This window comes from Enterococcus sp. 5B3_DIV0040, assembly GCF_002140755.1.
In the GTDB taxonomy this organism is placed as follows: Bacteria; Bacillota; Bacilli; order Lactobacillales; family Enterococcaceae; genus Enterococcus_D; species Enterococcus_D casseliflavus.
Genome location: NZ_NGLC01000001.1, coordinates 1,700,191 through 1,722,416, shown reverse-complemented (window position 1 = coordinate 1,722,416; position 22,226 = coordinate 1,700,191). Strand labels below are relative to the sequence as shown.

Here is a 22,226-nt window from a genome sequence, read left to right as displayed (position 1 = left end):
TATGACAGAAGGAATCGAAGAAATTCACTGTATCGGCTGCGGGGCAGTGATTCAGACAACGAACCCCAATGAATTGGGCTACACCCCGCAATCCGCATTAGAAAAAGGACTTGAATCAGGAGAAGTCTATTGTCAACGCTGCTTCCGTTTGCGCCATTACAATGAGATCCAAGATGTTTCCCTTACCGACGATGATTTTCTGCGTCTACTGAATGAAGTCGGGGAAAAAGAAGCCTTGATCGTTAATGTCGTTGATATTTTCGATTTTAATGGTTCATTGATCCCAGGACTGCACCGCTTCGTCGGCAATAATCCTGTTTTATTAGTGGGCAACAAGGTGGATATTTTGCCAAAATCTTTGAAAAAATCGAAGATGACCCAATGGATGAAGGAACGTGCTCATGAAGCTGGTTTAAGACCAGTGGATGTATTATTGACGAGTGCCAAGAAGCCAGGTGAAACGGAAGCTTTACTGCAAGCGATCGAAACGTATCGTGAAGGACGCGATGTCTATGTGGTGGGTGTGACGAATGTTGGAAAATCAACATTGATCAATCAAATCATCAAACAAACAGCGGGGATCAACGAATTGATCACGACTTCGCGTTTCCCAGGAACCACATTGGATAAAATCGAGATTCCATTGGATGACGGACACTTCTTGATCGACACACCAGGAATCATTCATCGTCATCAAATGGCGCATTATTTAGGTAAAAAAGATCTAAAAATCGTGGCACCAGCCAAAGAGATCAAACCAAAGGTGTATCAGTTGAATCCAGAACAAACCTTGTTCTTAGGAGGACTTGCCCGATTTGATTTCATTCAAGGAGAACGCAGTTCATTTATTGCTTATGTAGCAAATGATGTGGCGATCCATCGGACCAAATTAACGAAAGCCGATGAGTTTTATGAGAAACATGTTGGTGGGCTGCTGCAGCCGCCGCGAGCAGATGAAGTGGCGGATTTTCCTGAACTCGTCCGTTTCGAATTTTCAATCAAAGAAAAAACCGATATCGTTTTTGCTGGACTTGGCTGGATCACGATCACCAAACCGTGTGTCATCGCTGGGTGGGCGCCAAAGGGTGTCGATGTGCTTAGACGTAAAGCATTAGTATAAGGAAGAAGGAAGAATATGGACTTACGAGGAAAACAAAAAAGATTTTTACGAAGTGAAGCGCACCATTTAAACCCGATTTTTCAAATCGGCAAAGGCGGCTTGAATGACGCGATGATGGCGCAAATTGAAGAAGCGCTAGAAAAACGAGAATTGATCAAAGTCTCATTGCTCCAAAATACCGATGAGGTTGCTGACGAAGCAGCTGAAACGATCCGTGAGAAAGTCGGCTGTGAAGTGGTACAGATCATCGGACGAGTGATCGTTTTATTCAAACCGTCAAGCAAAGAAAAATACCAAACGATTTCAAGCAAAGTTCGTTCAATTTAGGAGGGAGAAGGCATGCAAGGACAAACATTTGGAAAGGTACAAACGGTTTTAGAGACACAAACACAAGAACTTGTACCGAAAAAGCAAGTGGGCATTCTTGGTGGGAATTTTAATCCAGTACACTACGCACATCTGGTTATGGGTGAGCAAGTAGGGCAAGCATTAGGGCTGGATAAAGTTTATTTCATGCCTGAGTATTTACCGCCTCATGTTGATGAGAAAAAGACGATCCCAGCTGAGCACCGCTTGGCGATGTTGGAGTTGGCGATCGCCGATAATCCGCGATTTGCTGTAGAGACCATTGAGTTGGAACGAAAAGGTAAGAGTTATACGGTTGATACGATGCGGGAATTGACAGCTAAGAATCCAGATACCAATTATTATTTTATCATTGGCGGGGATATGGTGAACTATTTACCAAAATGGCATCAAATCGATGAGCTGATGGAATTGGTGACTTTTGTGGGGGTTCGTCGTCCAGAAGTGCCGATCGATAGCCCATACCCGATTATTTGGATCGATATCCCGCTAATGGATGTCAGCTCAACAACAATTCGTAAAAAAGTGCAACAAGGTTGTTCGGTTCGCTACTTATTGCCAGATAATGTGTTACACTATATTCAAGAAAAGGGGTTGTACTTGGATGAAGAGTGAACACTACACACAAGCAGAACGGGAACTTTTGATGCAAAAGGTCCAAATGCAGATGAGTCAAAAGCGCTTTGAGCATGTGTTAGGTGTCGAAAAAACGGCCGTTGCCCTTGCGGAAAAATATGGTGCTTCACCGGTCAAAGCCAGCATCGCCGCCTTGACGCATGATTATGCGAAAGAACGCAGCGATGAAGAATTTCAATTAGTCATTCGTAGAGACGGATTCGACTTGGATCTCTTGAACTGGAACAATGCCATCTGGCATGGACTTGTCGGTGCTGATTTCGTTCAACGAGAATTAGAAATCGATGACGAAGAAATCTTACAAGCGATCCGTTTGCACACCACCGGAGCTGCTAAGATGAGCCTGTTAGATAAAATCATCTATGTGGCAGATTATATCGAACCCGGACGTACGTTTCCTGGAGTCGTTGAAGCCAGAGAGATCGCAATGATTGACTTAGATGCCGCTGTTGCTTACGAAACGAAACATACCTTGCTTCATTTGATCGAAACAGAAGCAGTTATTTACCCAAAAACGATCGAAACCTACAATTTTTGGGTAGCCAAATATAGGAGGGAATTACCATAGATAGTCAGAAAATATTAGAAATTGCTGTAAAAGCCGCCGATTCAAAACATGCCGAAGATATTATGGCATTAGATGTGCGGGAAATCTCTTTGCTAGCAGATTACTTTGTGATCTGTTCAGGAAATAGCGAACGTCAAATCAATGCGATCATTGATGAAGTCATCGATAAAGAAGAAGAAAATCAAGTATCTGTTCGTCGTGTCGAAGGAAAAGATGGTGGAAAATGGGTCTTGATCGACTTAGGTGACGTGATCGTTCACGTATTCAGTGCCTCAGAACGTGCTTTTTACAACCTAGAAAAATTATGGTCTGATGCGCCGCTTGTGGATCTTAATGAATGGGTCGTGGCGTAATGGCTTACGAAACCTTCGCATTTGTCTATGACGAAGTAATGGATTCCAGTCTCTATAAAAAGTGGCTGGATTTTTCTTGTCGTCATTTAGGAAAAAGAAAACAGCTGTTAGAATTGGCTTGTGGAACTGGTGCGTTAGCCGTTGAGTTTGCCAAGGCTGGTTTTGACGTGACTGGGTTAGATCTTTCAGAAGAGATGCTGATGATCGCTAGTCAACGGGCTGAAAAAGAAGAGGCGGCTGTGCAATTTGTTGCGGGTGACATGCTGGATCTCGTAGATGTTGGCACCTATCAAGCAATTACCTGCTATTCTGACTCCCTTTGCTACATGGAAGACGAGCAGAGTGTGCAGCAAGTGTTTGATGGTGTTTACAGTTGTTTAGAAGAAGATGGCGTCTTTTTATTTGATGTGCATTCCTTATATCAAATCGATGAAGTCTTTCCTGATTATAGCTATCATTACCAAACCGATGAATTTGCCTTTCTTTGGGAAAGCTATCAAGGCGAAAAAGACCATAGCATTGAACACTTCTTGACCTTTTTTGTTGCACAAGAGAATGGGTTGTTTGAACGCTTAGATGAGCTTCATCAAGAAAGAACCTATCCTCTTGAAAGCTATTTAAGAATGTTAGAAAATGCTGGTTTTGCTAATGTTGAATGCTATGCTGATTTTATCGATACGAAGCCAAATGAAAAAAGCCGTCGCTGGTTTTTTGTCTGCCATAAGTAACCGTTATGTAAAACAGGAGGGATGTCGATGAAGGCTTGCGGACTAGTCGTAGAATACAATCCTTTTCACCATGGACACCAATACCATGTGGAAAAAGCACGGCAAGTAACGAATGCTGATGTCGTCGTTGCGGTGATGAGTGGAAATTTTTTACAGCGTGGCGAACCATCAATCATCGATAAATGGCAGCGAGCTCAAGCAGCACTACAACATGGGGTAGACTTGATCGTCGAATTGCCCCCCGCTTGGGCCGTCCACTCTGCTGATTTTTTTGCATCGGGAGCGATTAGGATTCTGCAGGATCTGCAATGTGAGTTGTTATGCTTTGGCACAGATACGAAACACCCCTTCGACTATGCCAAGTTTGCTCACTTTGAAAAAGAAAATCAACTAATGATCGATGACGCATTTCAACGCTTAGCTAGGCAAAATGCTACCTATAGTCAAAAAATGAGTGCGGTCCTCAGTGAGCTATATCCTGAGTACCATGCAGAAAAAGACCAGCCCAATCATCTGTTGGGTATGGCGTATGCACGGGAAGTGCTGCATTATGAAAAACCAATGCGCTTGGTCCCCATCCAACGCGTTGCGGCGTCTTATCATTCAGAACAATTCGATCATCCCACGATCGCCAGTGCAACAGCCATTCGCCAAGCAATCAAACAAGGTGCAGCTGTTGCGGATTTTGTTCCTGAAGCAACACAAACCTTTCTTTCACAAGCAACAGTCGATTGGGAAGCCTTTTGGCCGTATCTTCAATACCAGATCATCTCTGCCCCAATCGAAAAATTAGCTGCTATTTACCAGATGGAAGAAGGATTAGAATATCGACTAAAACAATATGTGACGGCGGCGGATTCTTTTGCAGATTTTATCAAGTTGTTAAAGACGAAACGTTATACCCAAACGCGGCTGCAGCGTCTTGCTTGTTATGTATTGTTCCAAGTGACAAAAGCTGAAATGAAGGAAGCTCAAGAACATTCCTTTATTCGAGTCTTAGGGTATACGAAGCAAGGGCAGCACTATTTAAAAGAGATCAAAAAAGAGCTGACCCTGCCGCTGATCGCTAAATTTGGTAAGCAAGAAGCACAGCGCTATGGCTTGTCATTGCGGATCGACCAGATCTATCAGCAAGGGAATCCTCAAATCACAGAACAAAATTTTCGAAGAATTCCGCTTTTTATTGATAAATAAGTGAAAATTACTTCACAGAACGCCATTTGACAAGTATAATGAATAAGGATTTTTAAAAACAAGAAAGCGAAGTGAAATCATGGGTCGTAAATGGGCAAATATCGTAGCGAAAAAAACTGCTAAAGATGCAAACAATAGCCGAGTTTATGCAAAATTTGGAATCGAAATCTACGCAGCAGCAAAATCGGGTGATCCTGATCCTCACGCGAACCAAAAATTACGCTTTGTTATCGAACGTGCGAAAACCTACAATGTGCCAAAACACATTATTGACCGTGCGATTGAAAAAGCCAAAGGTTCTGGCGATGAACAATACTCAGAACTTCGATACGAAGGATTTGGACCAAATGGATCAATGGTGATCGTCGATACGTTGACAAATAACGTCAACCGTACCGCAGCCGATGTTCGGGCCGCTTTTGGTAAAAACGGCGGGAATATGGGTGTTTCAGGGGCCGTTGCTTATATGTTTGATAACACGGCACTCTTTGGCTTTGCCGGTGACGATGCGGATGAAATCTTAGAATACTTGATGGACAAAGAGATCGATGTTCGTGATGTTGTTGAAGAAGATGGACAAATCATCGTTCACGGTGAACCAAGTGACTTCCATGCCATTCAAGAAGCCTTGAAAGAAAAAGGAATCACTGAATTCTCAATTGCAGAAATGCAAATGATTCCTCAAAATGAAGTAACCTTGACGGGTGACGATCTAGAAAAATTCGAAAAAATGATCGATGTGTTAGAAGATCTTGAAGACGTACAAAACGTCTATCACAATGTGGCAGACGCGGAAGAATAAGTGTCACTTGGCAGCCTAGAGACAATCTGGCTGCCATTTTTTTAGTATGTTTTTTTATGTAGAGGCTTTGTCGCTTATGCAAGAGAAATAATGAAGCGGTAGCGTTGCTCATTTAATGAAAATTCTTCTGTGTTGATCATCTTTTCAGTTGGTTTCTATACATTTTATGTGTTATGATTTACTACATAAGCAAACAAATCGTTAGGGGGGCAGACATGGAAGAAAAAATCGTTTTAGAGCCATTTAATCGAATCTTAAGTGGTTTTGAAAAGCTAGCAGAAGTGTCTGTATCGATTTCTGACTGCTCGGCTCTTTGTCGGAAATATCAAAAGTATGGGGTGGAAGGGTATCGTCTAGGTGATTATCGCGGCTCTTCTTATTTGAATCGTTATTTAAATGTCGTCGTTGATCGCGCACCCTTATTAATATATAAAGAGCGATTCTTGATTCCTTTAGTCTTTCGCATGTCGGAATACTCTGAACGGCTCTTTATCGATGAGTATCGAATGGAAGGGTTCTTCTTGCTGTTGGATTGGCTTTTAGAGCACCGACCAGAAAAAGCAATTATTGATTATAAACGAACGCGTGCTTTGCCTCATAAAAAAGAATTTGTCATCGACAGTTCCTATGTACTTTTTCGATTGACAGAAATTCTAGATGGCGCTGGCTTTCCTCTTAGTCGCTTTACGACGATTGAAGAATTTAGTGAGTGGAATCGTACCCATCGCTTGATCGATAACGGCAGTATTGGACGACATACAAAATTATTCGTTCCAGAAGATCCCGAACACGTTTCTGAGCTGCAAATGATTTTAACCATCGTAGGGATGCGCTATCCAGAAACCCGTTTATTTATTGGCGAGTTAAAAGGCTAAAAAAACATCACGATCGGCTTGTTTCCTTTGGGAACTCGCCGAAAGTGATGTTTTTTGTTATCCGATCGTTGATGCTTCTTGGAACTGATAAGTGGTAGGATCAGCTTTTGCTAGCAGCGGCAATTCCTCTTGGGTGAGGACGGTCAACTGATGCATCGCCCGTGTCGCCATTGTATAAAAAATCAATTGGTCTTGTTCAGTCACGAAAGTGGCACCTGGTGTCCAGACAAATACTTGGTCAAACTCTAGCCCTTTTGCTAAAAAGGCCGGGAAGATCATCACATTGCGTTTCATGAAGTCTTCTTCAGAGGTGATCAGCTGCACTTGTTCCTGCATTGTTTCCGCCAGCTGGGCATATAACTGCTGGCAATCCTTTGCGGTTTTACAAATGATCGCGGTGCGCCAACGCTGATTCTCAGCTGCGTCACGAATACTGGTTTCTAGGAAAGCCAGATTTTCAGTTGCAGTTCCTTTAACAATTGTTGGTACCGCCCCTTTACGAGCCGTCAATTCCACTTGATCACTACCAACTAAAAATTGATTGGCGAAATCTGTGATTTCCTTAGTCGAACGATAGCTGGTTTTCAATTGATAACGTTTCACACTTTCGTGGGGGAATAATTCTGCTAATGCCCCGACGATCGTTTCATTGCCATACACTTTTTGATTCAAATCGCCGCACAGGGTGATGCCAGCCTTTGGATAAAGCTGACGCAGTAGAGCCACTTGTGCTGGTGGAAAATCCTGCATTTCATCGATAAAGATAAACCGAGCTTTTTCTTCGACATGAACAGGATAAAGCTGTTTGATCAGTAAGAAAAACAAAACGGCGTCTTCTTGTTTGATCTGTCTTTGGCGCATGCCTTGTCGAATATAGGCAATACTTTGCTGCCAAGCCGCAGGCTCGATGCCAGTTTCTTTGACTGCAGCAGACTCAACCGATTGTAAAAAGTGTAAGTATTGCTTGGCTTGGTTGATAAACTGAAAGTTTTTCACTCCCCGCGTCAAGGAACGGAACTTCTTGCGGACGATCTGCTGTCTAAGTTTCTTCCGCAAACGGCGTTCGTTTTCTTCGCTGTATTCTTGATGAGGATCATTGGCAAATACTTGTTGCAATTGTTCTTCGGTCGCTTCTTTGACCCAGTCTTTTTTGGCTTCATCTTTTTCCAAGCCGCCGATTTTTTTTAATAATTTCGTTTGAAGCAGTTGGGTTCTTTGGTAAATCGGCAGTTCGTTATTGGTTTCTTGATACCAGCGGCGAATCTGTTCTTTTGTCAAATAGGTTTGCCCTTGGATTTTTAGATCACGGAACAAGGGACCGATCGGTGCAATCGAACGGACATAACGGTTGATTTTTTCCACCAAGAAAAGACTACTTTTGATTTTTTCAATGGCATCATCGTCGCCACTTAAAAAGGTTTCTTCTTGTTGGGTTTCTTTCGTCACTTCATAGCCAGTCAGAATCAATTGGATAAAGTGGTGGAAGGTTCTTGTGGGCACTTCACTTTCACCTAAAGAAGGCAGGACCATGGAAATATAGTCAGAAAACAAATGATTGGGTGAAAACAGCAAGACTTGTTTTTCGTCCAACCATTTGCGATTCCGATAAAGTAAAAAGGCGACCCGCTGCAACAAAGCAGAGGTTTTCCCACTTCCAGCAATTCCTTCGATCAGTAAGAATTTATTGGTGGTATCACGAATGATTTGATTCTGTGCTTTTTGGATCGTCGAAACGATGTTACGCATTTGAGAAGAAGAGGCTTCATCCAATATTTCCAACAAAAATTCGTCATTGATGATCTCCGAAGTATCGACCATCGACAAGATTTCACCATTTTGAATTTTAAATTGGCGTTTCAAAAGCAATTCTACCGTAAACCGATCAGTGTCTGTTTCGTAGAAGGTTTCACCAAGCTCTCCTTCATAATAAAGATTGGCGATCGGTGCGCGCCAGTCAATGACGATCGTTTCTTCATCTTTGTCTCGCAATGAAGCGATCCCCAAATAGAGGGTCTCGGTTTCTTGTTCTTCTTTGAAATCGATTCGAGCAAAATACGGATTGCCCGCCATCGTTGTTAAGATTTTGACGCGTTTTTCTTGTGATTCTGCGGTTTGGTATTTTATCAGCAATTCTTGTTCATGCTGCTGGTACTCGATAACTGATTCATAAAAGGCTTCACTGTCGCCCCCGCGAATTTTCTTATCGGCGATTTCTTTTAATTGATCATCCATTTTAGCGGCTAACTCTTGTTTTTGCTGCGAAAGGATCGCTTGTTCTCTGTGGATCAGAGCAATGGTTTCATTAACATGTTGTTGTTCTTTTTGACGTTCGTTCACGAAGGATCCTCCTTAAAAAATTGCGACATAAAATTATAGCATATTTTCCCTGCGAATGTCGTGGAAAAAAAGAAACTATGCTAATATTTATAAAAAGAGCTTAGGTGTTCAAAAACGAAACGAAAAAGAGGTGGAGACGGTGAGGGAAGAAGCAGAATTGCACCAATTGATCCTGTCTGTGGGGCAACGTGTTGGGGCACGTGCCATCGGTTTATCTGGTTCACGGACCGATCCACAGGCGCCAAAAGATTTTTTACAAGACTTTGATGTGGTTTACGTAATGGATGATATTCAGCCCTTGGTCGATGATCCTTCATGGTTAGAAGCCTTTGGACCGATCATGATCAAGCAAACACCGGAAGCTAGCACCATCTATCCGCCGAGTCTGGGCGGGTGTTTTACGTACTTGATGCATTTTTTAGACGGAGTAAGAATCGATCTCATGCTATGTCCTCTTGCACTGGTCGATCGTCTGGCTAACGAACCAGGCTTGCAGCCGCTGCTTGATCCAGACCAAATACTAAGTTTTGCTAATCAAGCAAATCATTCGCATTACTGGATCAAGCGCCCGACCCAAGCCGCTTTTCAGGAACACTGCAACGAATTTTGGTGGGTAAGCACGTATGTCGTGAAAGGGCTGCTTCGAAAGCAGCTGATTTATGCTGCGGATCATTTATACACTATTTGTTGGCAAGAATTGTTATGGATTGAAGATTTGTTCGTTGCCAAAGCTCAGCAATTTCAGGTGAGTACAGGGAAAAATCATAAATACCTACAGTCGTTTCTAACGGAAAAGGAGTGGCGGGAATTGACCTCATTGCTTGATTTTTCCACGATCACTGCCTGCGGTCAGTCCCTCTTGAAGATGCAAAAACGTTTTGATAAGCAAGCAAAGAACATCAGCGAGAAATTAGGGCTGGCCTATGATTGGCAAGAAGCTGAGAATGTCCAAACATATACGAAGTATTGGAGTGAAAAAAATTGGCAGATGAAACCAGAGAATCAAAAATAAAAGACTGTCAGATTCAGGCGTTTTGGCAGCGGTTTTTAAAAGAAAATCCAAGAAATCAATCTCCTTTGACCTATGAAGATGCTTGGTCCTTTGGCGATACACCACAAATGGCCGATGAACTGGCAGCACTGGTTTTAGCTGGCAAAAAGACGGCAACGACATCTGCCGCTGCGCTCTATGAAATCGAGCAAGAAGCATTGCCGCAATCAGGAACCTATAGTGTCCTTTTAAATGGGTCGGATGTACCAAAAGCTGTTCTTTACTTAGAGTCAGTGTCGATCGTGCCTTTTGATGAGGTGACAGCAGACTTTGCCTTTTTAGAAGGCGAAGGAGATCGCACTTTGGCTTATTGGCGCCGTGTTCATGAAGCTTTTTTTCGACAAGCTTATGCCTCAGCGGGGTTGTCTTTTCACGATCAAATGCTGTGTGTTTGCGAAAAGTTTTGTGTCGTTTATCAGGAAGAATAAAGTCATGGTTTTCTTTGGAAACCAAGGTAATAGTTTTTGTCTTTTTGAAAAAGGTGTATAATCAAAAGCAAACAAAGGAGGAAGTCGTATGCCATTTATCCATGTCGAACTAGTTGAAGGACGTTCGCAAGAGCAACTGACGAATATGATGAAAGAAATCACTGAGGCGGTCCATAAAAATACAGGCGCCCCTAAAGAGCATATCCATGTTATCATCAATGAAATGAAGCAAGGAACCTATGCTGTGAATGGCGATTGGAAATAATTCTCTTGCTTTTTTATCAAGAGAGTGGTTTAATTGAGCCATAATCGATCAATAAAAAAGACACCTGAATTTGAGAGTCTTCGATAAGAGAGGGAAATCTTGGCTGAAAATTTCCTAGAAGAAAACCAAAGGATGACCACTTTTTTAAGACCTCTGTTGAAACGGAGGCGGTTGAACCGTTATCTCATGAAGAGGAAAACAGACTTTTTCTGTTTTTGAAGAATAGGTGGAACCACGAGTGATCGTCCTAGTATCGTAACCGATACTAGGACTTTTTTTATTGATTGAAATCATCAAAGGAGGACATTCATATGTCATTATTTATTACATTTCCTGATGGCGCAAAAAAAGAATTTGCTGTTGGGGTAACAACCAAAGAGATTGCTGAAAGTATCTCGAAAAGTCTTGCAAAGAAAGCCTTAGCTGGAAAAGTCAATGGACAACTGATCGATCTTTCACGTCCGATCGAAGAAGATGCAACGATTGAGATCGTGACACCCGATCATGAAGACGCCTTAGGCTTACTTCGTCATTCGACAGCTCATTTAATGGCTCAAGCCATGTGCAGACTCTATCCATCGATCCATTTTGGGGTAGGACCTGCAATTGATTCTGGTTTTTACTATGACACAGACAATGGGGAAAACCCAGTAACTGCAGAAGATCTACCAGCAATCGAAGCAGAGATGATGAAGATCATCAAAGAAAATCTGCCAATCGAACGCCGCGTGTTAACAAAAGAAGAAGCGTTGACCCTTTTTGCCGAAGATCCATACAAAGTAGAGTTGATCACTGAATTACCAGCTGATGAAACGATTACTGCCTATCAGCAAGGTGAATTTGTCGATCTTTGCCGCGGTCCTCACGTCCCATCAACTGGTCGTATCCAAGTGTACAAATTATTATCAGTGGCAGGTGCTTACTGGCGTGGAAGCTCTGACAACCAGATGATGCAACGGGTATATGGAACAGCCTTTTTCGATAAAAAAGACTTGAAGGAATTTATCCGTTTACGGGAAGAAGCAAAAGAACGCGATCATCGCAAATTAGGAAAAGAATTAGAATTGTTTATGTTATCACCTGAAGTCGGCGCTGGTTTGCCTTTCTGGCTGCCAAAAGGAGCTACGATCCGTCGTACGATCGAACGGTATATCGTGGACAAAGAAATCAGCTTAGGGTACCAACATGTGTATACACCAATCATGGCAAACGTGGATCTATACAAAACCTCAGGGCACTGGGATCATTACCATGAAGACATGTTCCCGCCAATGGATATGGGGGATGGGGAAATGTTAGTATTGCGACCAATGAACTGTCCGCATCATATGATGGTTTATAAAAATGACATTCATTCGTATCGTGAGCTACCGATTCGGATCGCTGAATTAGGCATGATGCACCGCTATGAAAAATCAGGGGCATTATCTGGATTGCAACGGGTTCGGGAAATGACTTTAAACGATGGGCATACATTCGTCCGTCCGGATCAAATCAAAGAAGAATTCAAACGGACACTTGATTTAATGATCGGTGTTTATGAAGACTTTAATATCACCGATTATCGTTTCCGTCTAAGTTATCGTGATCCACAAAACAAAGACAAATATTTTGATGACGATGCAATGTGGGAAAATGCGCAAACGATGCTAAAAGCCGCTATGGATGAATTAGAATTGGATTATTTTGAAGCAGAAGGCGAAGCAGCTTTCTATGGACCAAAACTAGATGTCCAAGTGAAAACAGCTTTAGGCATGGAGGAAACCTTGTCAACGATCCAATTAGATTTCTTGTTGCCTGAACGGTTTGACCTAACGTATGTTGGTGAAGATGGTGAAAACAACCACCGTCCAGTGGTGATCCACCGCGGCATCGTTTCAACGATGGAACGCTTTGTGGCTTATCTAACGGAAGCCTATAAAGGCGCATTCCCAACTTGGTTGGCGCCGATCCAAGCATCGATCATTCCAGTTTCAGTCGAAGCTCACAGTGACTATGCTTACGAAATCAAAGAACGCTTGCAGGCACAAGGACTGCGGGTAGAAGTGGATGACCGCAACGAAAAAATGGGGTATAAGATCCGCGCATCACAAACCCAAAAAATTCCTTACCAAATCGTTGTTGGGGATCAAGAAGTCAATGACGCGACAGTCAATATCCGTCGCTACGGCAGCAAAGAGACCCAAGTCGAAGAATTGAATCTGTTTGTTGATGCAATGGCTGCAGAAGTAAAAAACTATAGTCGAAAATAGTTTTATGATGGATGAAGCGAAAAAGCACCTTCTTTAAGACGGTGCTTTTTTGTCTAAATTCATAAAAATAAATAAATAGGTTTTGTTATGATGATTAGATTGTAGTATAATTGATAAGTGGCAAAAATGAAAAAAAAGAAAAGGAGTTTGTGATGAATTATAATTACGGAGTTAGAAAGAAATCGGTTGTATCGGTCATTTTATTAACATTTATTACTTGTGGCATTTATACATTCTTTTGGATGTACCAAACAACCAAAGAGCTAGCAGAGTACAGCGGGGATAATCGTCTTTCGCCAGAAACGTCGATTTTACTCACGATCCTTACTTGCGGATTGTACCAAATTTATTGGTGGTATCGAATTGCGGATATCTTTATGAGTGCACAACAACGAGCGAATATGCCTCGTCTGAGTGACAACAAAATCCTTTTTGTCGTCTTGAGCCTTTTTGCTTTTGATTTCATCAACATGGCGATTTTACAAGGTGATATGAATCAAATGTGGGAAGCTGCTGATCAAAATGCCATGATGTCATCTGCTACATCAAACGATTCGTCTGATTCAGATGATTGGGTCGATTATTGATTTGTCCGTTTAAATGGTTAACGGGGTTTCCTTGTCCAGGTTGTGGCATGACGCGCGCCTACTTGCACTTATTTCAGGGTGATCTTGAAGGTGCGCTGCATTTTCATCCCTTGTTTTGGTTGGTGCCGATCGTATTCGGAATCGTTTTGTTCAAAAATAATCCGAAAATCAGCAAACTTTACCACAGTCACAACCTGTGGCTGACCTTGACACTTTTGGTATTAGTGGTTTATGGTGGTCGGCTCTGGCTTCATTTCCCACATGACGCGCCAATGGACTTTGATCCAGAGAGCATTTTCCCACAACTACTACGCCGGATTGGACAAGTGATTCACTAACAGCCCTTCACCCAAGCATTAAAAATCTTTAAGAAAATGCTTTGTTTTTTTCTGAAAGCGAAGGGAACATGCGACAGTAGTTGAATCTTTATGAAAATTGTGTTATATTTACAATGTAATGATACTTAGAGTGAGTGAGCGGTTTTTTCGCTCACTCTTTTTAATGGAATGAAGTTCGTTTCGTTGAGAAATAAAGGAGGCGATGTTGTGAGTACGGTAGTGGAAACTGTTACAGATATAGTGACCCCTATTCTGGATGCGCAAAAATTTGAATTAGTTGAAGTAGAATTCGTGAAGGAAGGGAAAAATTGGTTTCTTCGTGTGTTCATCGATAAAGAAGGCGGAATCGATATCGAGGAATGTGCCTTTGTCAGTGAACAACTTAGTGAACAATTAGACCAATGCGAACCTGATCCTATTCCACAGGCCTATTTCTTGGAAGTTTCTTCCCCTGGCGCCGAGCGTCCATTGAAGAAAGAAGCAGATTATCAACGGGCAGTCGGCGAGTACATTCATGTTTCTTTATATCAACCGATTGATGGAGAAAAACAGTTCGAAGGCTTTTTACAGTCATTCGACGAAAATCAGCTAGTTATTAAGACCCGAATCAAAACCAGAGAAAAAGAACGAACGATCGACCGGAAAAATATTGCCAAAGCTCGTTTAGCCATTCAATTTTAAACACGGAGGAATGAAAGAATCATGAGTAAAGAAATGTTGAATGCATTGGATGCATTAGAAGCAGAGAAAGGCATTTCAAAAGAGATTGTCATCGATGCCTTGGAAGCGGCATTGGTTTCAGCCTACAAACGTCATTACGGGCAAGCACAAAATGTGGAAGTTGAATTTGATCAGAAAAAAGGCAACATCCACGTCTATGCAGTCAAAGAAGTGACAGAAGAAGTCATGGACTCGCAACTAGAGGTTTCATTAAAAGAAGCGATGACAATCAATCCCGCTTATGAAATCGGCGACAAAATCCGTTTTGAAGTAACGCCTAAAGACTTTGGTCGTATTGCGGCGCAAACGGCAAAACAAGTCATTTTGCAACGGGTCCGTGAAGCAGAAAGAAACATTATCTATAACGAATTTAGTGCGTACGAAAAAGACATTCTGCAAGGAATTGTTGAACGCCAAGATAATCGTTATATCTATGTAAACTTAGGCAAAATTGAAGCCGTGCTTTCAAAACAAGACCAAATGCCAAATGAGTTTTATCAACCCCATGATCGGATCAAAGTATTCGTTTCTCGTGTTGAAAATACTTCGAAAGGCCCTCAAGTATTCGTTAGCCGTAGCCATCCAGATTTGCTACGCCGATTATTTGAACAAGAAGTGCCAGAAGTATATGATGGTACTGTAGAGATCGTAAGTATTGCTCGTGAAGCAGGGGATCGTGCCAAAGTCGCTGTTCGTTCCTTTGATGCCAACGTCGATCCAGTCGGCACTTGTGTCGGCCCTAAAGGTCAACGGGTTCAAGCGATCGTCAATGAACTAAAAGGCGAAAACATGGACATCGTGGAATGGAATGAAGATCCAGCGATCTTTATCGCCAATGCGTTGAATCCAGCAGAAGTCAGCGACGTTATTTTCGACGTTGATAATCCGAAAGCATGTACTGTTGTCGTTCCTGATTACCAATTATCATTGGCGATCGGTAAACGCGGACAAAATGCTCGTCTAGCAGCCAAATTGACTGGCTTCAAAATCGATATCAAATCAGAAACAGACATGGAAGAGTTTTATGCGAAGCTGGATGAAGGCGACTATATCGATGAGTATGATGCAACTGCTTCAGAAGCTGCTGAAGAAATCAGCACAGAAGCAACGGAATCTACAGAAACGCTCGATGAAGCAATCCTTTCATCAGACATGACTGCAGATGATTACGAAAATGTTGAGTTTGACGAAAAATAGTTGAGGTGAGATCGTGATGAAAAAACGAAAAATTCCTTTACGAAAATCAGTGATTTCAGGTGAAATGTTGCCTAAGAAAGAAATGCTTCGTATCACTCGTTCAAAAGAAGGCGTTGTTTCTATTGATCCAACCGGAAAAATGCCTGGTCGTGGTGCCTATATAGCGATCGAACCGGCTGAAGCCCAGAAAGCTTGGGATAAGCGTATTTTAGATCGAGTGTTGGAAACGAAATTGACAGATGAATTTTACCAAGAACTATTGGACTATGTAACGCACCAAAAAGCGCGAAAAGAGTTATTTGCAAATGAATAAAACCAAAGCATTAAATATGTTAGGACTAGCCATGCGTGCTGGGAAATTAGTGACTGGTGAAGAAATGACCTTAAAAGAGATTCGCAATGAGAAAGCTGCTTTGGTCATTGTCGCCAGTGATGCTGGTAAAAATACACAAAAGAAAATTAAGGACAAAAGTTCTTATTACGAAATTCCGCTCCTAGATGCATTTTCTGCTGATGAAATCAGTGCGGCCATTGGGAAACCAAGAATGGTCATTGGCATCTTAGATCAAGGATTTGCAAGGAAGGTGCAGGAATTAATATTAGGTTAGGAAGGTGATTGCATGGGGAAAAAAAGAATTTATGAACTTGCAAAAGAATGGAACAAATCGAGCAAAGAGGTTGTTGAAAAAGCACAATCTTTAGGCTTTGATGTCAAAAATCATATGGGCGCGATCTCAGATGGAGAGGCGCAGAAATTGCAGCAGTCATTAGGCGGCAATCCAAATGGTAAAACATCTGCAAACTCAAATCCCGCAAATCAGAAACCAGCCAACCAGCCGGAAAAACAAGAACAAAAGAAATTTAAAACGCAAAGAAATAATCCTAACTTCCAAAACCGTCATAACAATCAAAGTCAACAGCGAACTACGCAAAGCAATAACCGTCCTGCTGGTCAAGGACAAGTAGAGCGCACGAACAGTCAAGGAAGTAACAGACCAAATAACCAAGGAAGTCATAATCGAGTGAATAACCAAGAGAATCGTAACAATCAAGGGCAACAAAACCGCCCAACAAACCAAGGACAACAAAACCGTCCGAATAATCAAGGACAGCAAAACCGTCCGAACAATCAAGGGCAACAAAACCGTCCGAACAATCAAGGGCAACAAAACCGTCCGAATAATCAAGGGCAACAAAATCGCCCAAACAATCAAGGACAACAAAATCGTCCGAACAATCAAGGACAACAAAACCGTCCAAACAATCAAGGACAACAAAACCGTCCAAACAACCAAGGGCAACAAAATCGTCCGAATAACCAAGGACAGCAAAACCGTCCAAACAACCAAGGACAACAAAATCGTCCGAACAATCAAGGGCAACAAAACCGTCCAGCCGCTCAATCTGCAGGAAATACGCAAGGGGCAGACCGCAACAACAACCGTACGCAAGGCTCGAATGATTCCCGTGGAGGAAATCAAAACCGAGGCAAGTCAAATTATGGTGGACGCAATAACAATTTCAACAACAACAATCGCAATAAATTTAACAAAAAAGGGAAAAAAGGCCGTCAGCAGACGGAAAAGAAACCGCCAGTTCCAGCACGTAAATTCCGTGAACTGCCAGAAGTATTGGAATATACAGAAGGCATGAACGTAGCGGATATCGCGAAAAAAATCTACCGTGAACCAGCAGAGATCATCAAGAAGCTCTTTATGATGGGGGTTATGGTCAATCAAAACCAACCTTTAGATAAAGATACGATTGAACTGCTTGCTACCGATTACGGAATCGAACCACAAGAAAAAGTTCAAGTGGATATCGCAGATATCGATAAATTCTTCGAAGCAGAAGAACAAATTGAAGAGAATTTAGTATCACGACCACCTGTTGTTACCATCATGGGTCACGTTGACCACGGGAAAACAACATTGCTTGATACATTACGTCATTCACGCGTAACAAGTGGTGAAGCTGGAGGAATCACGCAGCATATTGGGGCTTACCAAATCGACATCAATGGCAAACCAATCACTTTCTTAGATACTCCTGGACACGCGGCGTTCACCAGTATGCGTGCACGGGGAGCAAGTATCACTGATATTACGATTTTAGTTGTCGCAGCTGATGATGGTGTCATGCCGCAAACGGTGGAAGCGATCAACCATGCGAAAGCAGCAAAAGTGCCAATCATCGTTGCAGTTAACAAAATCGATAAACCAGGTGCTAACCCTCAACATGTGATGCAAGAATTAAGTGAACATGAGTTGATCCCAGAAGCTTGGGGTGGGGATACGATCTTCGTTGAAATCTCAGCGAAATTTGGGCAAAACATTGAAGAATTGCTTGAAATGATCCTCTTAGTAGCAGAAGTCGAAGATTTGAAAGCTGATCCTACCCAACGAGCGATCGGTACCGTTATTGAAGCGCGCCTTGATAAAGGCAAAGGTCCTGTAGCAACACTATTGGTACAACAAGGAACTCTTCATGTTGGTGATCCAATCGTTGTAGGGAACACTTTCGGTCGTGTCCGCGTGATGACGAATGATTTAGGTCGTCGTGATAAAGCAGCTGGACCTGCAACGCCAGTCGAAATCACAGGATTGAACGATGTCCCTCAAGCAGGTGACCGTTTCGTTACCTTTGAAGATGAAAAAACGGCTCGGGCAGCAGGTGAAGAACGTGCAAAACGTGCCTTGATGGAACAACGTGCATCAAGCAGTCGTGTGACATTGGATAACTTGTTTGAAAGTCTAAAAGAAGGCGAACTGAAAGAAGTGAACGTCATCATCAAAGCAGACGTACAAGGTTCAGCCGAAGCGTTAGCTGCGTCATTGAAGAAAATCGATGTTGAAGGTGTGCGAGTAAACATCGTCCATTCAGCCGTTGGTGCCATTAATGAAAGTGACGTAACGCTAGCAGCAGCAAGTAATGCCATCATCATCGGATTCAACGTCCGCCCTACACCGCAAGCCAAACAGCAAGCGGAAGCAGAAGAAGTCGATATTCGTTTGCATCGCATTATCTACAAAGCGATCGAAGAAATCGAAACAGCGATGAAAGGGATGCTTGATCCTGAATTTGAAGAAAAAATCACCGGTCAAATGATCGTTCGTGAAACCTACAAAGTTTCTAAAGTTGGTACGATCGCTGGTTGCTATGTGACGGAAGGCAGCATTCGCCGTGACAGTGGTGTACGGGTGATTCGTGACGGTATCGTCATCTATGAAGGCAAACTTGCCAGCTTGAAACGCTTCAAAGACGATGTCAAAGAAGTGAAGCTAGGATTTGAATGTGGCGCGATGATCGAGAAATTCAACGACGTAAAAGTCGATGATGTGATCGAAGGCTATGTCATGGAAGAAGTACCAACAAAATAAACGAAATGACAACTATACAAGGAGGCTTTTTGAATGGCTAACTATCGAGATCGCCGAGTGGCGCAAGAAATCTTAAAAGAAGTCAATCAAATTCTTCGTAAAAAAGTTCGTGATCCTCGCGTGCAAGATGTGACGATCACAGATGTACGAGTAACTGGAGATTTGCAGCAAGCAACGATCTTTTACAGCACCTTGACGGACTTGGCTTCAGATAAGCAAAAAGCCCAAGCAGGACTGGAAAAAGCAACTGGGTTGGTTCGTCGTGAACTAGGCCAAGCGCTAACGCTCTACAAAGTTCCAGAAATCCAATTCGAGTTGGATGAATCTGTACAATACGGGAATAAAATTGATGAAATGATTCGCGCATTGCACTCAGAAGAATAAAAAAAAGAACAGCTTCCAGTCGAAGCTGTTCTTTTTTATTTGGAAAAAGCATCAGGAATTCATCAGTAAAGTAACCAGTCCAGCAACACCTGCCCCTAAGAGCCAACCACCGATCACATCTGTTAAAAAATGGATTCCTAAGTAGACTCTGCTAAAGCCAATCATAAAGCTAAGCAAAATTGCCAGTAAGGTCATCGGGATGACAGCTGAGGGAACCAATTGTCCAAGATTCAAGGCGATCGTTCCATACATGGCAGCGGATGTGGCAGCATGAGCACTAGGAAAGCTGTGATCTTTTTCTTCAACTAAACGATGATCAATAGGACGATCTCGTCGGACGATTCGTTTGATCAAGTAAGCAGCTGCTGATACTATGAAGATACTGACTGCTGTTTTTGGTGCAAGATCCGCCCGCGATGATGGAAAGGCAAACAACAGTAAAGCGATCGCAACTGTCGGAAAGGCTTTTCCTAAATTGGTAAAAAAGTGCATCATGCGCGTCAAAGAGGGCGTACGGCTTTGGATGATTTGCAAAGCAAACGCTTCTTCCCAACGCTGCATCGTGCCGAGCTGAATCATGATCAAAAAAATGGCAAATCCAATAAATGACCCTATCGTTAAAACAACCATTTTAGGACCTCCTTATATGCTTAGTTTATCATGTAATGAGAAAGAGCGAAAAGGATTTTGTCGTGCAATGAATTTTTTTTATATGTTATAATAAGCAAGTTGAAGTGAAATGGAGGAATACGATGGACGGGATTTTACCATTATGGAAAGAGCGTGGACAAACAAGTCACGACTGCGTGTTTAAATTACGAAAAATATTAAAGACAAAAAAAATCGGACACAGCGGCACACTAGATCCTGACGTGGATGGTGTCTTGCCCATTTGTATCGGAAAAGGAACGAAGATCGTCGAATACTTGGTTGATTCTGGAAAAGTCTACACCGGGGAAATCACCTTGGGCTTCAGTACCACTACAGAAGATCGATCTGGGGATATCGTTGAACAACAAGCACTAACTCGTCCGTTTACGAAGACAGAAATCGATCAGGCAATGAAACAGTTGACGGGGACGATTACCCAGATCCCGCCGATGTATTCGGCGGTCAAAGTCAATGGCAAACGACTTTACGAATATGCTCGCAACAATGAAACTGTCGAGCGACCACAGCGCAAAGCAGAAATTTATTCCTTCAAACGAATTTCAGAGCCGGTTTTTCATGAGGACAATACGCAAAGCTGGCGTTTTGAAGTTTCTTGTGGAAAAGGGACTTATGTTCGCACGTTAGCGGTCGACACAGGGAAATTGCTGGGTGTACCCGCGCATATGTCTGATTTGACTCGCTTAAAAAGCGGTGGTTTTTCTAAAGAACAATCTTACACGATTGCAGAGGTGCAAAAGGCAGTCGATGAACAACGTGTTTCGGAACTACTGCTACCGGTGGAATATGGGGTATCGGAGTTTGTTCAAGTGACGATCGATGCGGACCTCTGGCAGAAAGTAAAAAATGGCATGCGCTTGCCTTTCAGCGTGTTTGGATTACAAGAGCGCCCAGAGGAATTAGTGGCGATTTTTTATCGAGAACAATTGATCAGTATCTATAAAGCTCATGACAAATACCAAGATATGATGAAACCGGTAAAAGTCATCCGTACAGAAATAGGAGAATGAATATGGAAATCATTGAAATAAGACACCCTTATGATCACGCAGCGATTCCTGATGAGGAGATCGTCTTAGTGTTAGGCTTTTTCGATGGCGTACATCTAGGTCATCAGAAAGTCATTGAAACAGGACGAAAGATCGCAGAAGAAAAAGGGTTAAAATTGGCATTAATGACCTTTAATCAACATCCCTCGATCGTTTTTCAAAAAGTCGATCCTGAAAAAATGCAATACCTGACCAGCTTGGCTCAAAAGGAAGCGCATATGGAAAAGCTTGGAGTAGATATTCTTTATATCATTGAGTTTACTTCTGCTTTTGCAAATCTGGCACCACAGGTGTTTGTGGATGAATACATGATCGGTCTGCATGCAAAAGTTGTTGTTGCAGGTTTTGACTATACCTATGGCAAGAAAGAGATAGCCAACATGGCGCTTTTGCCAACCTATGCAGAAGGACGTTTTGAAGTCGTGACTGTCGCGCAAGAATCGTTTCATGAGGAAAAGGTCAGCTCCACACGCATTCGCTCTGCACTACAAAATGGTGATATGGCGCAAGTCAATCGCTTGTTAGGGTATATTTATGAATTTGAAGGAACCGTCGTTCACGGTGATGCTAGAGGACGAGAACTTGGGTTTCCAACCGCAAATATCAAAGTGAAGAGCACCGTTCGGTTGCCAAAAGAAGGCGTCTATGTGACGGAAATCAAAGTTGGTGACAAGTGGTATCCATCGATGGGATCGATTGGTCACAATGATACGTTTGGTCAAGGTCGCCAGTTAACAGTAGAGATTTATATTCTCGATTTTCACCAAGATATCTATGGTGAAACCGTGGCGATCCGTTGGCATCATTTCTTACGTGATCAAGTCGCTTTCAATGGCGCACAAGCGTTGATCGAGCAATTAAAGCAAGATGAACGAGACACTGAAGCTTATTTTGATGGGCTTTCTGAAGAAAACTAGTCATTCGTAG

At 42.5% G+C, this 22,226-nt stretch carries 25 protein-coding genes; 23 read left to right on the top strand and 2 right to left on the bottom strand.

From position 1 onward, the window contains the following. Position 1: 1 nt before the first annotated feature. From yqeH to A5883_RS08100, 9 genes are all read left to right on the top strand, one after another. Entirely contained in the window at positions 2–1,120 is a 1,119-nt protein-coding gene (yqeH, locus tag A5883_RS08140) for a ribosome biogenesis GTPase YqeH (protein WP_086338294.1), read from the top strand. 15 nt (positions 1,121–1,135) lie between these two features. Continuing rightward, entirely contained in the window at positions 1,136–1,447 is a 312-nt protein-coding gene (gene yhbY, locus A5883_RS08135) for a ribosome assembly RNA-binding protein YhbY (protein ID WP_005225905.1), read from the top strand. A 12-nt stretch (positions 1,448–1,459) separates the two neighbouring features. Beyond that, a complete protein-coding gene (locus A5883_RS08130) occupies positions 1,460–2,101 on the top strand; it encodes a nicotinate-nucleotide adenylyltransferase (RefSeq protein WP_005225906.1) in 642 nt (213 codons plus the stop codon). Further along, the gene (gene yqeK / locus A5883_RS08125; protein ID WP_005225907.1) at positions 2,091–2,690 is read left to right on the top strand and encodes a bis(5'-nucleosyl)-tetraphosphatase (symmetrical) YqeK; all 600 of its coding nucleotides are present in this window, start codon (positions 2,091–2,093) and stop codon (positions 2,688–2,690) included. The genes A5883_RS08130 and yqeK overlap by 11 nt, the downstream gene beginning before the upstream one ends. Before the next feature lie 11 nt (positions 2,691–2,701). Then, positions 2,702–3,043: a ribosome silencing factor gene (gene rsfS, locus A5883_RS08120; protein ID WP_034695537.1), complete on the top strand. Its 342-nt coding sequence runs from the start codon at positions 2,702–2,704 to the stop codon at positions 3,041–3,043. After that, complete coding sequence (locus A5883_RS08115; RefSeq protein ID WP_016610179.1) at positions 3,043–3,771, top strand: class I SAM-dependent DNA methyltransferase; 729 nt, start codon at positions 3,043–3,045, stop codon at positions 3,769–3,771. The genes rsfS and A5883_RS08115 overlap by 1 nt, the downstream gene beginning before the upstream one ends. A gap of 27 nt (positions 3,772–3,798) precedes the next feature. Further along, entirely contained in the window at positions 3,799–4,965 is a 1,167-nt protein-coding gene (locus A5883_RS08110; RefSeq protein ID WP_086338293.1) for a nucleotidyltransferase, read from the top strand. A gap of 79 nt (positions 4,966–5,044) precedes the next feature. Then, a complete protein-coding gene (locus A5883_RS08105; RefSeq protein WP_005225911.1) occupies positions 5,045–5,767 on the top strand; it encodes a YebC/PmpR family DNA-binding transcriptional regulator in 723 nt (240 codons plus the stop codon). Positions 5,768–5,982: 215 nt separating this feature from the next. Next, positions 5,983–6,642 carry a hypothetical protein gene (locus tag A5883_RS08100; RefSeq protein WP_034857991.1) on the top strand — a complete coding sequence of 220 codons (660 nt, stop codon included), beginning with the start codon at positions 5,983–5,985 and terminating at the stop codon, positions 6,640–6,642. 57 nt (positions 6,643–6,699) lie between these two features. On the opposite strand, the gene helD is transcribed toward A5883_RS08100, so the two are convergent. Beyond that, the gene (gene helD / locus A5883_RS08095; protein WP_086338292.1) at positions 6,700–8,979 is read right to left on the bottom strand and encodes an RNA polymerase recycling motor HelD; all 2,280 of its coding nucleotides are present in this window, start codon (positions 8,977–8,979) and stop codon (positions 6,700–6,702) included. A gap of 139 nt (positions 8,980–9,118) precedes the next feature. On the opposite strand from helD, the gene A5883_RS08090 reads away from it, so the two are divergent. From A5883_RS08090 to rbfA, 12 genes are all read left to right on the top strand, one after another. Then, entirely contained in the window at positions 9,119–9,991 is an 873-nt protein-coding gene (locus A5883_RS08090) for an aminoglycoside 6-adenylyltransferase (RefSeq protein ID WP_086338291.1), read from the top strand. Then, positions 9,961–10,458 carry an ASCH domain-containing protein gene (locus tag A5883_RS08085; protein WP_016610174.1) on the top strand — a complete coding sequence of 166 codons (498 nt, stop codon included), beginning with the start codon at positions 9,961–9,963 and terminating at the stop codon, positions 10,456–10,458. Before A5883_RS08090 ends, A5883_RS08085 begins: the two co-directional genes overlap by 31 nt. An 88-nt stretch (positions 10,459–10,546) precedes the next feature. Next, a complete protein-coding gene (locus A5883_RS08080) occupies positions 10,547–10,723 on the top strand; it encodes a 2-hydroxymuconate tautomerase (protein ID WP_005225916.1) in 177 nt (58 codons plus the stop codon). 311 nt (positions 10,724–11,034) lie between these two features. Then, complete coding sequence (gene thrS / locus A5883_RS08070) at positions 11,035–12,975, top strand: threonine--tRNA ligase (RefSeq protein WP_086338290.1); 1,941 nt, start codon at positions 11,035–11,037, stop codon at positions 12,973–12,975. A gap of 152 nt (positions 12,976–13,127) precedes the next feature. Next, a complete protein-coding gene (locus tag A5883_RS08065) occupies positions 13,128–13,562 on the top strand; it encodes a DUF4234 domain-containing protein (RefSeq protein WP_034857985.1) in 435 nt (144 codons plus the stop codon). Further along, on the top strand, positions 13,547–13,900 hold the full coding sequence (locus tag A5883_RS08060; protein WP_034857982.1) for a DUF2752 domain-containing protein: 354 nt from the start codon (positions 13,547–13,549) through the stop codon (positions 13,898–13,900). Before A5883_RS08065 ends, A5883_RS08060 begins: the two co-directional genes overlap by 16 nt. Before the next feature lie 207 nt (positions 13,901–14,107). Continuing rightward, positions 14,108–14,581 (top strand): ribosome maturation factor RimP, encoded by a 474-nt coding sequence (gene rimP / locus A5883_RS08055; RefSeq protein WP_005225920.1) that lies wholly within the window; start codon positions 14,108–14,110, stop codon positions 14,579–14,581. A 21-nt stretch (positions 14,582–14,602) separates the two neighbouring features. Then, positions 14,603–15,817: a transcription termination factor NusA gene (gene nusA / locus A5883_RS08050; protein ID WP_016610167.1), complete on the top strand. Its 1,215-nt coding sequence runs from the start codon at positions 14,603–14,605 to the stop codon at positions 15,815–15,817. Positions 15,818–15,833: 16 nt separating this feature from the next. Next, entirely contained in the window at positions 15,834–16,130 is a 297-nt protein-coding gene (gene rnpM, locus A5883_RS08045) for an RNase P modulator RnpM (RefSeq protein ID WP_005225922.1), read from the top strand. Further along, on the top strand, positions 16,123–16,425 hold the full coding sequence (locus A5883_RS08040) for a YlxQ-related RNA-binding protein (RefSeq protein WP_015509584.1): 303 nt from the start codon (positions 16,123–16,125) through the stop codon (positions 16,423–16,425). The genes rnpM and A5883_RS08040 overlap by 8 nt, the downstream gene beginning before the upstream one ends. A gap of 12 nt (positions 16,426–16,437) precedes the next feature. After that, positions 16,438–19,197, top strand: coding sequence for a translation initiation factor IF-2 (gene infB / locus A5883_RS08035; RefSeq protein WP_086338289.1), 2,760 nt, complete (start codon positions 16,438–16,440; stop codon positions 19,195–19,197). Between the two features lie 33 nt (positions 19,198–19,230). After that, complete coding sequence (gene rbfA / locus A5883_RS08030; protein WP_005225925.1) at positions 19,231–19,581, top strand: 30S ribosome-binding factor RbfA; 351 nt, start codon at positions 19,231–19,233, stop codon at positions 19,579–19,581. Positions 19,582–19,632: 51 nt separating this feature from the next. On the opposite strand, the gene A5883_RS08025 is transcribed toward rbfA, so the two are convergent. Continuing rightward, a complete protein-coding gene (locus A5883_RS08025) occupies positions 19,633–20,211 on the bottom strand; it encodes a phosphatase PAP2 family protein (protein ID WP_015509588.1) in 579 nt (192 codons plus the stop codon). Between the two features lie 122 nt (positions 20,212–20,333). Between A5883_RS08025 and truB the strand changes: the two genes are divergently transcribed. Then, positions 20,334–21,260: a tRNA pseudouridine(55) synthase TruB gene (truB, locus tag A5883_RS08020; RefSeq protein WP_016610162.1), complete on the top strand. Its 927-nt coding sequence runs from the start codon at positions 20,334–20,336 to the stop codon at positions 21,258–21,260. A gap of 2 nt (positions 21,261–21,262) precedes the next feature. Further along, on the top strand, positions 21,263–22,216 hold the full coding sequence (gene ribF / locus A5883_RS08015) for a riboflavin biosynthesis protein RibF (RefSeq protein WP_176323960.1): 954 nt from the start codon (positions 21,263–21,265) through the stop codon (positions 22,214–22,216). Positions 22,217–22,226 lie beyond the last annotated feature (10 nt).